At 69.1% G+C, this 14,943-nt stretch carries 12 protein-coding genes; 10 read left to right on the top strand and 2 right to left on the bottom strand.

Annotation, left to right across the window (positions count from 1 at the left end; genetic code table 11):
* Positions 1 to 135: 135 nt before the first annotated feature.
* From ACO2RV_RS05595 to ACO2RV_RS05580, 4 genes are all read left to right on the top strand, one after another.
* A complete protein-coding gene (locus ACO2RV_RS05595) occupies positions 136 to 1,305 on the top strand; it encodes an efflux RND transporter periplasmic adaptor subunit (RefSeq protein ID WP_423291052.1) in 1,170 nt (389 codons plus the stop codon).
* 89 nt (positions 1,306 to 1,394) lie between these two features.
* A complete protein-coding gene (locus ACO2RV_RS05590; RefSeq protein WP_423291050.1) occupies positions 1,395 to 3,332 on the top strand; it encodes a MacB family efflux pump subunit in 1,938 nt (645 codons plus the stop codon).
* An 87-nt stretch (positions 3,333 to 3,419) separates the two neighbouring features.
* The gene (gene purD / locus ACO2RV_RS05585) at positions 3,420 to 4,694 is read left to right on the top strand and encodes a phosphoribosylamine--glycine ligase (RefSeq protein WP_423290668.1); all 1,275 of its coding nucleotides are present in this window, start codon (positions 3,420 to 3,422) and stop codon (positions 4,692 to 4,694) included.
* A gap of 57 nt (positions 4,695 to 4,751) precedes the next feature.
* Entirely contained in the window at positions 4,752 to 5,681 is a 930-nt protein-coding gene (locus ACO2RV_RS05580) for a patatin-like phospholipase family protein (RefSeq protein WP_423290666.1), read from the top strand.
* 11 nt (positions 5,682 to 5,692) lie between these two features.
* On the opposite strand, the gene ACO2RV_RS05575 is transcribed toward ACO2RV_RS05580, so the two are convergent.
* Complete coding sequence (locus ACO2RV_RS05575) at positions 5,693 to 6,016, bottom strand: YnfA family protein (RefSeq protein ID WP_423290664.1); 324 nt, start codon at positions 6,014 to 6,016, stop codon at positions 5,693 to 5,695.
* A gap of 9 nt (positions 6,017 to 6,025) precedes the next feature.
* On the bottom strand, positions 6,026 to 6,919 hold the full coding sequence (locus ACO2RV_RS05570; RefSeq protein ID WP_423290662.1) for a 4-(cytidine 5'-diphospho)-2-C-methyl-D-erythritol kinase: 894 nt from the start codon (positions 6,917 to 6,919) through the stop codon (positions 6,026 to 6,028).
* A gap of 237 nt (positions 6,920 to 7,156) precedes the next feature.
* Here ACO2RV_RS05570 and rimP point away from each other — a divergent pair, with 237 nt between their 5' ends.
* From rimP to truB, 6 genes are all read left to right on the top strand, one after another.
* Entirely contained in the window at positions 7,157 to 8,002 is an 846-nt protein-coding gene (gene rimP, locus ACO2RV_RS05565; protein ID WP_423290660.1) for a ribosome maturation factor RimP, read from the top strand.
* Positions 8,002 to 9,606 (top strand): transcription termination factor NusA, encoded by a 1,605-nt coding sequence (gene nusA / locus ACO2RV_RS05560; RefSeq protein ID WP_423290658.1) that lies wholly within the window; start codon positions 8,002 to 8,004, stop codon positions 9,604 to 9,606. Before rimP ends, nusA begins: the two co-directional genes overlap by 1 nt.
* Before the next feature lie 37 nt (positions 9,607 to 9,643).
* Positions 9,644 to 10,333 carry an RNA-binding protein gene (locus ACO2RV_RS05555; RefSeq protein WP_423290656.1) on the top strand — a complete coding sequence of 230 codons (690 nt, stop codon included), beginning with the start codon at positions 9,644 to 9,646 and terminating at the stop codon, positions 10,331 to 10,333.
* Positions 10,334 to 10,507: 174 nt separating this feature from the next.
* Entirely contained in the window at positions 10,508 to 13,282 is a 2,775-nt protein-coding gene (gene infB / locus ACO2RV_RS05550; protein ID WP_423290654.1) for a translation initiation factor IF-2, read from the top strand.
* A gap of 149 nt (positions 13,283 to 13,431) precedes the next feature.
* Positions 13,432 to 13,869: a 30S ribosome-binding factor RbfA gene (rbfA, locus tag ACO2RV_RS05545; protein ID WP_423290652.1), complete on the top strand. Its 438-nt coding sequence runs from the start codon at positions 13,432 to 13,434 to the stop codon at positions 13,867 to 13,869.
* Complete coding sequence (gene truB, locus ACO2RV_RS05540; RefSeq protein ID WP_423290650.1) at positions 13,866 to 14,885, top strand: tRNA pseudouridine(55) synthase TruB; 1,020 nt, start codon at positions 13,866 to 13,868, stop codon at positions 14,883 to 14,885. The genes rbfA and truB overlap by 4 nt, the downstream gene beginning before the upstream one ends.
* Positions 14,886 to 14,943 lie beyond the last annotated feature (58 nt).

Here is a 14,943-nt window from a genome sequence, read left to right as displayed (position 1 = left end):
GAACCTCTCCAACGTGACAGGCACGGCCTATCATTACCGCGAATTCACTTTATACGCCGGGACTTAGGTCTTACCCCTTGGGCAGGCTAAGGTTAGGGCGGCGCGATGTTGCAGAGGTCGGAAGGCAGCCGGACGATGGGCGTGAAGGTGCACAGGCGCCGGCGCTGGCCCGTGCTGCTGCTGGTCGCGGCCGGGCTCGCCGGCGGCGGCTATTATTACTACCGCTACGTCGCGACGGCATCGCAGGCGGTGCCCGCCCTGCAGACCGCGAAGGTCGAGATCGGCGATATCGAGACCACCGTCACCGCCATCGCCAACATGCAGCCGAAGAACTATGTCGATGTCGGCACGCAGGTCTCCGGCCAGTTGCGCACCATTCATCCCGATATCGGCGCGGTGGTGAAGAAGGACGATCTGCTGGCGGTGATCGATCCCACCGTCTATCAGACCCGCGTCGCCGGCGACCGTGCCAGCCTCGACAATCTGCGCGCCCAGCTGGCGCAGGCGCAGGCGCAGCTCACCCTCGACAGACTGCGCAATGAGCGCGCCCAGCAGCTGCTCGCCAACCAGAGCGGCAGCAAGGACGCGGCTGACGCGGCCGAGGCGACCATGCGCATCAGCGAGGCCAAGATCGACGCGCTGAAGGCGCAGATCGCCCAGACCCAGGCGACGCTCGACGGCGACCTCGCCAATCTCGGCTACACCAAGATCTACGCGCCGATGGACGGCACGGTGGTTTCCATCACCGCCCGCGAGGGCTCGACGCTGAACGCCAACCAGTCGGCGCCCATCGTGCTGCGCATCGCCGATCTCCAGACCATGACGGTGACGGCGCAGGTCGCCGAGGGCGATATTCCCCGCATCAAGGTCGGCACGCCGGTCTATTTCTCCACGCTCGGCCTGCCCGACCGGCGCTGGCAGGGCGAGGTGCGGCAGATCGAGCCGACGCCGACCATCGTCAACGATGTGGTGCTCTACAATGTGCTGATCGACGTACCGAACGACGACCTCACCCTCATGACCAACATGACCGCGCAGGTGTTCTTCCGCCTCGGCGAGGCCAAGGACGTGCCGCTGGTGCCGACGCAGGCCCTGCGCGCGCGCCGCGACGGCAGTCAGAGCGTGCGCGTGGTGACGCCGCGCGGCGTCGAGGAGCGTGTGGTGAAGACCGGCCTGTCGAATCGCACCGTCACGCAGGTCGTCGAGGGCCTTCAGCCGGGTGAGACGGTCGTGACCGGCACCAGCGCGGCCTCGCCGCGGCCCGCGGGCCCGCCGCGTCCATCCATGCCGCCGCGGCTCGGCTGAGGCGCGGCATGGAGGACAGCTCCCGCCTTGAGACGCAACGGCTCGACGCGCTGGACGAGGTGGCGCGCACCGTCCCGGCGGAGGCGCCGCTGCGCCCGATCGTCGAGCTGGTCGATGTCAGCCGGATCTACCCCAATGGCGACACCGTTGTGCGCGCGCTCGACCGCGTGTCGCTCTCCATCATGCCCGGCGAGTTCGTCGCCATCATGGGCCAGTCGGGCTCGGGCAAGTCGACGCTGATGAACATTGTCGGCTGCCTCGACCGCCCGTCCTCGGGCGCCTACCGGGTCGACGGCATCGATGTCGCCGAGCTCGGCAAGGACGAATTGGCGGCGCTGCGCTGCTCGACCTTCGGCTTCGTGTTCCAGCGCTACAATCTTCTGCCCAGCCTCACCGCCGCAGAAAATGTCGAGATTCCAGCTATCTATGCAGGCGCGCCCAAGGAGCGGCGGATCGGCCGGGCGCATGCGCTGCTGGCGCGGCTCGGCCTAGGCGAGCGCAGCGAGCATCGCCCGAGCCAGCTTTCCGGCGGCCAGCAGCAGCGTGTCTCCATCGCCCGTGCGCTGATGAACGCCGCCCCGATCATCCTCGCCGACGAGCCCACCGGGGCGCTCGATTCGCGCTCCGGCGAAGAGGTGCTCGCCTTGCTGAAGGAGCTGAACGCCGAGGGCCACACCGTCATCCTGATCACCCACGATCCCGATGTCGCCGCCCACGCCCGTCGCATCGTCCGCTTCCAGGACGGCCGCATCGTCGCCGACGATCGCCACGAGCCGGAACCCGCGCGCGATCCGCTGCCCGCTTCAGGGCCCTCGTGCAGCAGCGGCCTGCGGCGTTTCGTGCCGGACCTCGGCGAGGCGGTGCGCATGGCCTTCGCCTCCATGCACGCCAACATCTTCCGCACCGCGCTGACCCTGCTCGGCATCGTCATCGGTGTCGCCTCGGTCATCACCATGCTGGCGGTCGGCGATGGCGGCAAGCAGAGCGTGCTCGACCGCATCTCGCAGATCGGCACCAATCTGCTGATCGTGCGTCCCGGTGCCGCCGGCATCCGCTCCTCGGGCGACAATGCCACGCTGCTGCCGGAGGATGCCGACGCACTGCGCGCCATACCCGGCGTCAGCGCCGTGGCGCCGGAGCGCTCGGGCCGCTACACGCTGCGCTTCGGCTCGGAGGACTATTTCACCTCGGTCACCGGCACGAGCGCCGAATATCTCACCGCGCGCGACTGGCCGATGGCGCGCGGCGTCATGTTCAATGCCGACGATGTGCGCGCCTATGCGCCGGTGGTGGTGCTCGGCCAGACCGTGGCGACCAACCTGTTCGGCGAGAGCAACCCGCTCGGGCGCTACATTCTGGTGAAGAATGTCCCCTATGAGGTGATCGGCGTCCTCTCCGCCCGCGGCGCCAACGCCTTCGGACAGGACCAGGACGACGTGGCGCTAGTGCCGGCCTCGACCGGCTTCGTCCGGGTATTCGGCCGGCGCTTCGTCAACTCCATCACCGTGAAGGTGGAGGACGCCGCCGACATTCCCCGCGTGGAAAGCGAGATCAACCGCATCATCGCCGAGCGCCATCAGGCGGAGGATTTCCAGGTGCGCAACACCGCGCAGTTCCTAGAAACGGCGGTGGAGACGCAGAACACGCTGACCCTCGTGCTCGGCTGCGTCGCCGCCATTTCGCTGCTGGTCGCCGGCATCGGGGTGATGAACATCATGCTGGTGAGCGTCACCGAGCGTACCCGCGAGATCGGCATCCGCATGGCGACCGGCGCGCGCATGAGCAACATCATGCTGCAATTCAACACCGAGGCGCTGGTGGTGTGCGGTGTCGGCGGCGCGGTGGGCGTGGCGCTCGGCATCGGCGTGGCGCTGATGCTGGAAAGCCTCGGCGTCAACGTGCTTCTCTCGCTGCTGCCGCCCTTGCTGGCCTTCGGCTGCGCCTTCCTCACCGGCCTCATCTTCGGCTACCTGCCGGCGCGCAAGGCAGCCGGGCTCGATCCCGTGGTGGCGCTCGCCTACGAATAGGGGCAGGCCGCACCGGTTCAGGGGCCTTGCCCCCTGCCGCCCGAACGTTTAGGCGAAACGCGGTTGAACGCGGCGGGAGGCTCTGGGATGAACGTATTACTGCTCGGCTCGGGTGGCCGCGAGCATGCCCTCGCCTGGAAGCTGGCCCAGAGCCCGCTGATGGGCGCCTTCTTCGCCGTGCCGGGAAACCCCGGCATCGCCGAGCACGCGACCTGCTTCGAGAACATCCCCCTCACCGACCACGACGCCATCGTCGCGCTGTGCGGGGCCGAGAAGATCGACCTCGTGGTGGTCGGCCCCGAGGCGCCGCTGGTCGACGGCATCGCCGACCGGCTGATCGCCGAGGGCATCCCCGTTTTCGGTCCGCGCCAGGTGGCGGCGCAGCTGGAAGGCTCCAAGCTGTTCACCAAGGAACTGTGCAAGGCGCACGACATCCCGACCGCCGCCTTCGGCCGCTTCGACGACCGCGAGCAGGCCCGCGCCTTCGTGCGCCGGCAGGGTGCGCCCATCGTGCTGAAGGCCGACGGGCTGATGGCCGGCAAGGGCGTCATCGTCGCCCTGACGCTCGAGGAAGCGCTCGATGGCGTCGACGAGGTGTTCGACATGGGCGGCATCGGCACGGAGATCCTGATCGAGGAATTTCTCGAAGGCGAGGAAGTCTCCTTCTTCTGCCTGGTCGACGGCGAGACCGTGCTGCCCTTCGGCTCGGCGCAGGACCACAAGCGCGCCTTCGACGGCGACGAGGGCCCGAACACCGGCGGCATGGGCGCCTATTCCCCGGCGCCCGTATTCACCGCCGAGCTCGAGCGCCGCACCCTGCACGAGATCATCCGGCCGACCGCCCGCGCGCTGGCCGACGCCGACAGCCCCTATCGCGGCGTGTTGTTCGCCGGACTGATGCTCACCCAGCAAGGGCCGAAGCTGATCGAATACAATGTCCGCTTCGGCGACCCGGAATGCCAGGTGCTGATGCTGCGGCTCGACGGCGACCTGCTGCCGCTGCTGCACGCCGTGGCGACGGGCCAGCTGGAGAACCAGGACATCGCCCTGAAGCCGGAGGCGGCGATTACCGTGGTGCTGGCGGCACGCGGCTATCCCGGCGCCTATGAGAAGGGCTCGCGCATCGCCGGCATCGGCGCGGCGGAGAGCATTCCGGGCGCGAAGGTGTTCCATGCCGGCACGAAGCGGTCCGGCAGCGACATCGTCGCCAATGGCGGGCGGGTGCTGAACGTCACCGCCATCGGCGCTAATGTGGCCGAGGCCCGTGAGCGCGCCTATGACGCCGCCGCGCGGATCGATTGGCCGGAAGGGTTCTACCGCACCGACATCGCCTGGCGCGCGCTCGGGGCCGAACCCACATAGTAGAGGGCGCTCGCGCCGTTCAAACAATTGCCGTGGTGGGGTGAGATGGGAAAGCGCATGGACGATCTCTCCGCCGCCTCCCGGCACAGCCGTACACCGCACCCTCCGCATGATTCGCACCATGGCGTCATCGTCACGGGCGAGCATGGGCTCGCGCCCGCCCCTCCAGGTCCGCGCATCGCCGTGGCGCTCGGCTCGGGCGGGGCGCGCGGCCTCTCCCATATCCTCGTGCTGGAAGCGCTGGACGAACTGGGCGTGAAGCCGGTCGCACTGGCCGGTGCTTCGATCGGCGCGATGCTTGCCAGCGTCTATGCCGCCGGCATGCCGGCGAAGGATCTGCGCCATCTCGTCGGCCACACGCTGCGCAATCGCGGCGAGGTGATGCGGCGCCTGCTGGCCGCGCGCGTCGGGCGAATCTCCCACCTCTTCGCCGGGCTCGGCAATCCGGTGCTGATCGACGCCGAGCAGATGATCGCCGGTTTCCTGCCCGACATCGTTCCGCAGGATTTCGAAGAGCTGGGCATTCCGCTGCAAGTGGTGGCGACCGATTACTGGGGGCGCTGCGAGCGCATGTTCGAACAGGGGCCGATCCGCCCGGCGGTGGCCGCCTCGCTCGCCATACCGGGGCTGATGCGTCCGGTGCAGCATGGCGGCCATACTCTCGTCGATGGCGGCGCGGTCAATCCGCTGCCGTTCGACCTGTTGCGGACCAAGGCGGACCTGGTGATCGCCGTGGACATCACCGGCGGCCATGGCGCGGAGATGCGCGGCGTGCCCGCACCCTTCGAGGCGATGTTCGCTACACTGCAGATCATGGCGAGCTCCATCGTCGGCGAGAAGCTGAAGGCCGGCGCGCCGGATGTGCTGATCCGGCCGAACGTGCACGATTTCCGCGTGCTCGACTTCTTCCGCGCCACCGCGATCTTCAAGGCCGCCGAGCCGGCCAAGGACGAGGTGAAGCGTCGCCTGGAGGCCGTGCTGGGCTGATCGTCCGGTGTTCAGGCCCTCGGGCCGAACACCACGATGGCCGCTCCCGCGAGGCAGACCGCCCCGCCCAGCATGTCCCAGCGGTCCGGCCGGAAGCCTTCCACCTGCCAGAGCCAGAGCAGCGAGGCGGCGACATAGACCCCGCCATAGGCAGCGAAGGCGCGCCCGGCGACGCTCGCCTCGACCTGCGTCAGCGCGCCAGCGAAAGCGATGAGGCTGACGACGCCCGGAGCCAGCCAGAGCGGGTTCGCCCCGTTGCGCACCACCGCCCAGAAGGCGAAGCAGCCGGCGATCTCGAAGAAGGCGGCGACGGCGAAGAACAGCGCGGTATGCATGGATTCCCCTCAGCCGAGGATGGTGGACTTCACCCACCATGCAGGATGGCTGCCGGCGACCTGCTTGGCGGCGCGGGCGGCGGCGCGGCAATCCTCATACAGCGCGAACAGGGTGGCCCCTGAGCCCGACATGCGCGCGAGCAGCACACCCGGCGTCGCCCGAAGCGCGGCGGCGACCTCGTCGAGTACCGGCGCGAGGCGATGAGCGGGCGGCTCCAGATCGTTCGGCTGGCCAATAAGCCACGCCACCATCGCGGCGCGCGAGGCGAAGGCGGGAACGGCGGAGGCATCCGCGAGCCGTGCACCCGGTGCCAGCGCCAGCGCGCGAAAAACCTCGGCGGTCGGTATCGGCACGCGCGGATTGACCAGCACGGCACCGAAGCGCGGCAGGTCGAGCGGGGTGATCGCCTCGCCGCGCCCGGCCATGAGGCAGCTCCTGCCATAGAGGCAGGCCGGCACGTCCGAGCCGGTGGCGAGCGCGGCTTCATGCAGGCGGGGATCGTCGGGAGCGATATGGTTCGCCCGCGCCAGCAGCCGCAGCGCGGCGGCGGCGTCCGACGAGCCGCCGCCGATCCCGGCGGCGATAGGCAGTCGCTTGTCGAGGCCGAAGCGCCCCGCCACGAGGCCGGGCACACGGCGGTCAAGCTCGCGCGCGGCACGCAGTACGAGATTGTTGTCATCATCCGCCAGCACAGGAGCGCCAGGACCGGCAAGTGCGAGCGCCAGTTCGCCGCCTGGCGTGAGGCTGAGCCGGTCGCCCGTGCCGGCGAAGGCGACCACGCTCGACAATTCGTGATACCCATCCGCGCGGCGGCCTAGCACGCGCAAGGTGAGGTTCACCTTGGCGGGTGCGCGCTCGGTCAAGGCGTCGGATTCGGGCGCGAATGCGGGTGCGGTAGGCATGCAGCGCTTATGCGCCGGCCGGGATTTTCCGGCAAGCGACCCTGTCCGCCCGGCATGCGCGCCGGGAAACCGCCGACCGGCTGTTCCGCCTGCGGCTTGCGCCAGCGTCATAATTGGATGTATAAGGCCGGCATCCAAATTATCTCACAAACGACTATCTGGTCGGTTGAGAGTGGGTTCCGCCGGCCGGGACCCGCTCTTTTTGCATTGCGGGCAGGTCATGCCCGGGCAGGACGGATGAGCGAGAACGACATCATCGCAGAGGACGCGAACCAGCAGGGCGGGCCGGAAGGCCGTCTCGACGAACCGCGTCTCGTGACCGAGACGGGACCGGCGGCGCGTGTCGCCGGCATTGTCGGGCCCGTGCTGGAAGGTCTCGGCTTCCGGCTGGTGCGGGTGAAGATCACCGGTGGCAGCCCGCCGACCCTGCAGATCATGGCCGAGCGGCCGGATGGCGGCTTCGGTATCGACGAATGCGAGACGGCGAGCCGCGCCATTTCGCCGGTGCTGGATGTCGAAGATCCGATTTCCGGCGCCTATAATCTCGAAATGTCCTCGCCCGGCATCGACCGGCCGCTGGTGCGCATCTCCGATTTCGAGCGCTGGGCCGGCCATGACGTGAAGGTCGAGATGGCCGTGCCGCTGGAGGGCCGCAAGCGCTTCCGTGGCATTCTTCTGGGCGCCAGGGGCGACACGGCGCTGCTGCGCCTGCCCGACGCGCCGGCTGAGGCCCCCGATACGGTGGCCCTGCCCATAGCCGACATCGGCGATGCCCGCCTCGTCATGACGGAGGCGCTGATTCGCGAGGCCCTGCGGAGCGACAAGGCGCTGCGCGAGGGAGCAGGCATCGACGAGGACGAGATCGACGCGGCCGACTTCTCTTCCGAACTCGGCGAGGCGGCCGACGAAGACGCCGCGTCCGGGGAAGAGGGCGAAGGGGTCGCCGTGCGCATCCTGCCGCCGAAGAAGATGCCGATCCGCGGCAAGCAGAAGACGAAGCCCTTCCTTAAGCCCAAGGGCGCCGCCAAGCCCGGCAAGAAGTCCAACGCCAAACGCAAATCTACCGCGAAGGAGATCCACTGATGGCAGTGGTCAGCGCAAACCGGCTCGAACTCCTGCAGATCGCCGATGCGGTCGCGCGCGAGAAATCGATCGACCGGGGCATCGTCATCGCCGCCATGGAAGATGCGATCGCCAAGGCGGCCCGCTCGCGCTACGGCGCCGAGACCGACATCCACGCCGAGATCAATCCGCGTACCGGCGAACTGCGCCTCGCCCGCCATCTACTGGTCGTCGACCAGGTGGACAATTCGGCGATCGAGATCGACATCGCCGGCGCCCGCCGCCACAACCCGGCGGCCCAGGTCGGCGACACCATCGCCGACACGCTGCCGCCCTTCGACTTCGGCCGCATCGCCGCGCAGAGCGCCAAGCAGGTGATCGTGCAGAAGGTGCGCGAGGCCGAGCGCGACCGGCAGTACGAAGAATACAAGGACCGCATCGGCGAGGTCATCAACGGCGCGGTCAAGCGCGTCGAATATGGCAATGTGGTCGTGGATCTCGGCCGGGGCGAAGCCTCGCTGCGCCGCGACGAGCTGCTGCCGCGCGAAGTGTTCAAGGTCGGCGACCGCATCCGCGCCTATGTCTATGACGTGCGTCGCGAGCCGCGCGGCCCGCAGATTTTCCTGTCGCGCACCCATCCGCAGTTCATGGCGAAGCTGTTTGCGCAGGAGGTGCCGGAAATCTACGACGGCATCGTCGAGATCAAGGCGGTCGCCCGCGACCCCGGCTCGCGCGCCAAGATCGCCGTCACCTCGCGCGATTCCTCGGTCGATCCGGTCGGCGCCTGCGTCGGTATGCGCGGCTCGCGCGTGCAGGCCGTGGTGAACGAGCTGCAGGGCGAGAAGATCGACATCATTCCGTGGTCGCAGGACGTGGCCACCTTCATCGTCAACGCCCTCGCCCCGGCCGAAGTCGTCAAGGTCGTGCTGGACGAGGACCGCGAGCGTATTGAAGTCGTGGTGCCGGATGCCCAACTAAGCCTGGCGATCGGCCGTCGCGGCCAGAATGTCCGCCTCGCTTCCCAGCTCACCGGCTGGGACATCGACATCATGACCGAGGCGGAAGAGAGCGAGCGGCGCCAGAAGGAATTCGCCGAGCGCTCCAAGATGTTCGCCGAGGCGCTCGACCTCGACGAGATGATGGGCCAGCTGCTCGCCTCCGAAGGCTTCTCGACGCTTGAGGAGCTTGCCTATGTCCCGCTGAACGAACTCGCCAGCATCGAGGGCTTCGACGAGGACACGGCGCAGGAACTGCAGAATCGCGCCCTGAGCCATCTGGCGCAGGTCGAGGCCGATCTCGACGCCCGCCGCATCGAGCTCGGCGTCGCCGACGAGCTGCGCGAAGTGCCGGGCGTCACCTCGCCCATGCTGGTGGCCTTCGGCGAGAACGACATCAAGTCGGTCGAGGACCTCGCCGGCTGCGCCACCGACGATCTCGTCGGCTGGACCGAACGCAAGGACGGCGAGACCGTCCGCATCGCTGGCGCTCTGGAGGGTTTCCAGATTTCCCGCGAGGATGCCGAGGCGATGATCATGCAGGCCCGCGTCAAGGCCGGCTGGATCGAGGCGCCCGAGGTTGCCGCCGAAGAGACGGACGAGACCGAGGCCGACGAGGCCCAGGGCTGATCGGGCCCGGGGCTACGAGCAGGGGAGCGGACGGCCGGTGCAGGGCGAGACGGCATCGCGTGATGGAGAGGGGGCTGATCCGTCGGTCGCCGAGCCATCCGTGGCTGAGGAAACCGATGCCGGCCTGGAGGCGGCGCGCCGCGCCGTGACGCGGCTCTGCCTCGCCAGCCGCACGGTGAAGCCGGTCGGGGAGCTTATGCGCTTCGTGCTGGCGCCCGACGGCCAGGTCGTGCCGGACATCGCCGCCCGGCTTCCCGGACGCGGCGCCTGGATTACCGCCCGGCGGGACGCTCTCGCCGAGGCGATCAAGCGCAAGGCCTTCGGCCGGGCGTTTCGCGGCAAGGGCCGGGTCGACCCGGCCCTGATCGAGCAGGTTGAAACCTTGCTCGAAAAAGACGCGCTCGCGGCGCTTGCCCTCGCCAACAAGGCGGGGCGGGTGGTCACGGGCAACATGAAGGTGATCGAGGCCCTCAACGGGGAGAAGGTCATCGTGCTGGTCCACGCAGCCGAGGCCGCCCCCGACGGGGCCGGCAAGCTCGACGCGCTGGCCCGGCGGATCGGTGAGGCGGCGGGGCGGGAAATCGTCCGCGTCGATGCCTTTCCGGGCGTGCAATTGGACTTGGCGCTCGGGCGGGCAAATGTGGTACATGCTGCGCTGCTTGCGCATCCGACCAGCGCGGGTTTTCTCGCGCGTGTAAGAAGACTCGAAGGCTGGCGCGCCGACTAGAGCCCTTTCCGACCGGATGAAACCATTCGGGCGACACAGAAAGAGCCCTGGATTCAACAAGCTGGAGCGTCTGCTCGGCAGGGGTGATCTCACCCGGTCGAGGTTCCGGCAGGCCGGCGGACGTTAAGTGACGCATTCCCGCAAGGGGTGGGAATGTAGAGGAACGGATATCGAATGACCGATACGAAGAACCCGGGCGAGAAGACGGTGGGCGTTGGCCAGGGTGCTGGCCAGGGGGGCAAGACCCTCACGCTCAAGCGACCTGTCGAGCAGGGCGTCGTCCGCCAGAGCTTCAGCCATGGACGGTCCAAGTCCGTCGTGGTGGAGAAGGTGAAGCGCCGTGTCCTCGGCCCGGGCGACAAGCCCGAGGCGCCGGTGGCCGCGCCGTCCGCGCCTCCTTCCCCGGGACCGTCCGTCTCCGCTCAGGCCCCGCGTCCGGCGCCGCAGGCTCCTGCGCCCGCCGCCCGCCCGCCGCTGCGCACCCAGCCGGCCCCGAACGCCAATATTTCCGGCCCGCGCCCGGCTCCGCAGGGACCGCGTCCCGGCGGCGTCGTGCTGCGCTCGCTGACCGAGGAAGAGGCTCGCGCCCGTACCGCCGCGCTGCAGGATGCACGCCTGCGCGAGGTCGAGGAGCGTCGCCGCGCCGAGGAAGAAGCGGTACGCCGCGCCGAGCGTGAGGCGCGCGAGAAGATCGAGCGCGAGGCCGCCGAGGCCCGCAAGCGCGAGGAAGAAGCTCGCCGCGCCTTCGAGGACGAAGCCAAGCGCAAGTCCGAGCAGGAGGCGCGCAAGCGCTTCGGCGAGGAGCGGCCGGCTGCTGCTGCCGGGGCGCCGGCTCCGCGGGCGCCCTCGTCCAGTGCTCCCGCGCCGCGTGCCGGCCAGCCGGCATCCCCGTCCGCACCGGCCGCCGCGCCGGGCGCGCCGCGCGTCGCCGCGCCGCGTAGCGTCGTCATGGACGCCGAGGAGGACGATCGTCGTCCCGTGCGTCGTGGACCCGGCGGGGCGCCCGCGCGTCCCGTCACGCCGCCCAAGCCGACCCGCCCGGCCGCCGGGCCGGAGAAGAGCCGTGGTCGCCTGACCGTCGTCACCGCGCAGTCGGGCGACGACGAGCGCCAGCGTTCGGTCGCCTCCTTCCGTCGCCGTACCCAGCGCATGAGCGGTCATCGCCAGGTCGAGACCAAGGAAAAGATCGCGCGTGAAGTGACGGTCCCGGAGACGATCTCCATCCAGGAGCTCGCCAACCGCATGGCCGAGCGCGCGGTCGACGTCATCCGCCTGCTGATGAAGCAGGGCCAGATGGTGAAGATCACCGACGTGATCGACGCCGACACGGCCCAGCTGATCGCCGAGGAACTCGGCCACACCGTGCGCCGCGTCGCCGAATCCGACGTCGAGGAAGGCCTGTTCGATACGGCCGACACCGACGAGGAGCTGGTGTCGCGCCCGCCGGTCGTGACCATCATGGGCCATGTCGACCACGGCAAGACCTCGCTGCTCGACGCCATCCGCAAGGCCAATGTGGTCTCCGGCGAAGCCGGCGGCATCACCCAGCATATCGGTGCCTATCAGGTGACCTCGCCGCTCGGCGGCAAGGTGACCTTCATCGACACGCCCGGCCACGCCGCCTTCACGGCGATGCGCGCCCGCGGCGCCAAGGTGACGGACATCGTGGTGCTGGTGGTCGCGGCCGATGACGGCGTCATGCCGCAGACGATCGAGGCGATCCATCACGCGCGCGCCGCCAAGGTGCCGCTGATCGTGGCGATCAACAAGATCGACAAGCCCGATGCCAAGCCGGAGCGCGTGCGCGCCGAGCTGCTGCAGCACGAAGTGCAGGTCGAAAGCCTCGGCGGCGACACGCTCGAAGTCGAGGTGTCGGCCAAGGCGCAGACCAATCTCGACAAGCTGCTGGAGGCCATCACCCTCCAGGCGGAAGTGCTCGACCTCAAGGCCAACCCGAACCGCGACGCGGAAGGCACGGTCATCGAGGCCAAGCTCGACCGTGGCCGCGGTCCGGTCGCGACCGTGCTGGTGCAGCGCGGCACGCTGCATGTCGGCGACATCGTCGTCGCCGGCGCGGAGTTCGGCCGCGTGCGCGCGCTGATCGACGACAAGGGCGCGAACGTCGCCGGGGCGGGTCCGTCCTTCCCGGTCGAGGTGCTCGGCTTCAACGGCACGCCGGAGGCGGGCGACCGCCTCGCGGTGGTCGAGAGCGAAGCCCGTGCCCGCGAGATCACCGACTATCGCCAGCGCCAGAAGCGCGAGAAGGCGGCGGCTCGTTCCGCCACCGTCCGCGGCTCGCTGGAGCAGATGATGAGCCAGGCCAAGACGGCCGGCCGGAAGGAATTCCCGCTCATCATCAAGGGCGACGTGTCGGGTTCGGTCGAGGCGATCATCTCCTCGCTGGAGAAGCTCGGCACCGACGAGGTGCAGGCCCGCATCATCCACTCCGGCGCGGGCGGCGTGAACGAGAGCGACGTGACGCTGGCCGAGACGGCCGGCGCGGCGATCATCGCGTTCAACGTGCGTGCCAACAAGGAAGCCCGCGACGCCGCCGACCGTGCCGGCATCGAGATCCGCTACTACAACATCATCTACGACCTGGTGGATGACGTGAAGGCGGCGATGGGCGGCCTGCTCGCGCCGATCAACCGCGAGACCATGCTCGGCAACGCGCTCATCAAGGAGATCTTCGCGGTCTCCAAGGTGGGCAAGGTGGCCGGCTGCCTGGTCACCGACGGCATCGTCGAGCGCGGCCAGCATGTCCGCCTGATCCGCGACAACGTGGTGATCCACGAAGGCAAGCTCGCCACGCTCAACCGCTTCAAGGATGCGGTCAACGTGGTGCAGTCCGGCCAGGAGTGCGGCATGTCGTTCGAGAACTACCAGGACATGCGCGCCGGCGACGTCATCGAATGCTACCGCGTCGAGGTCGTGCAGCGCACGCTCTGAGCATCGCGCTCCCCGTATGCGGGGAGCGCCCGCGCCCCTCGCCGGGGTGCGGATTTCCACGGGAATGAGCGGTCCAAGCCCGCTCGCTCCGGTCGAGGCCGGCCCTGTCGCTCCGGTGTTCCGGCGAGGGCCATGAAGGTTTGTGCATTATGAAGAACAAAGCGAGTTCGGGCGCGGGCCCGAGCCAGCGCCAGCTGCGCGTGGGCGAACTGGTGCGCCATGCGCTCTCCCAGATCCTGGCGCGCGGCGATATGGCCGATCCGGCGCTGACCAAGGTGCTGATCACGGTTCCCGAGGTCCGCATGAGCCCGGACCTGAAGATCGCCACCTGCTACGTCATGCCGCTCGGCGGCAAGGATCCCAAGGCGGCGATCGCCGCGCTGGCGACCAATGCCAAGCCGCTGCGCGGCGAGATCGCGCGCCGGGTGGAACTGAAATTCGTGCCGGAGCTGCGCTTCCGTATCGACACCTCCTTCGAGGAAGGCGACCGCATCGACGCGCTGCTGCGCCTGCCGCAGGTGCAGCGTGATCTCGACAAGGCCGAGCCGGCGGACGACCAGGACAACGATCAAGAGGACGAGAAATGAACGCCCCCTTCGCCCAGAAGGCGCTCATCGAGGAGACGCTGCCCGACGCCGCCGGCGAGGCCGTCATCGATGCGGCGCCGGTCGCCCGTCCCGAGAAGAAGCGCCGGCCCAAGCGCGACCTCGACGGCTGGGTGCTGCTCGACAAGCCGGTCGGCATGACCTCGACCCAGGCGGTCGGCGCGGTGAAGTGGCTGTTCTCCGCCAAGAAGGCCGGCCATGCCGGCACGCTCGACCCGCTCGCCTCCGGCTGCCTGCCGATCGCGCTGGGCGAGGCCACCAAGACCGTTCCCTTCGTCATGGACGGCCGCAAGGTCTATCGCTTCACCGTGCGCTGGGGCGTGGAGACCGACACGGACGACAGCGAAGGCCAGGCCGTGGTGACCAGCGACACCCGTCCCGACCGCGCGGCGATCCTGTCGATCCTCGACGAGTTCCGCGGCGAGATCGAGCAGGTGCCGCCGCAGTTCTCGGCCCTGAAGGTCAATGGCGAGCGTGCCTATGACCTTGCCCGCGACGGCATCGCGGTCGAGCTCGCCGCGCGCCCTGTCGTGGTGCACTCGCTGGAGCTGGTCGAGATGCCCGACGCCGACCATGCGGTGTTCGAGGCCGAATGCGGCAAGGGCACCTATGTGCGCTCGCTCGCCCGCGACATGGGTCGTCGCCTGGGTTCGCACGGTCACATTTCCGCGCTGCGCCGCACCCGCGTCGGCACCTTCGCCGAGGAGGAGCTGGTGCCGCTCGCCAGGCTGCGCGAAATCTCCGAGGCGATGGACGATGCCGCGCCGATGGAAGCGCTGCGCCCGGTGTCGATCGGCCTCGACACGCTGCCTTCGCTGCGCGTCTCGCCGGCCGATGCGGCGCGGCTCGCCCATGGCCAGCCGATCATCCTGCGCGGGCGCGACGCGCCGATCCTCGAAGGAGCGGTGGCGATCACGGTCGGCGGGCGCCTCGTTGCGCTCGGCGAGGCCGAGGCCGGCGAGATCCACCCCAAGCGGATCTTCCATTCGGGCAAGTGACATCTTCCATTCGAGGACGTGACGTCACCGGGATAAAGCCGCATTGCCGTGGCGTCGC

This window comes from Ancylobacter sp. VNQ12 (genome assembly GCF_049445835.1).
Lineage (GTDB): Bacteria > Pseudomonadota > Alphaproteobacteria > Rhizobiales > Xanthobacteraceae > Ancylobacter.
The sequence above is the reverse complement of the archived record's forward strand: the minus strand, read 5'-3'. Positions and strand labels throughout refer to the sequence as shown.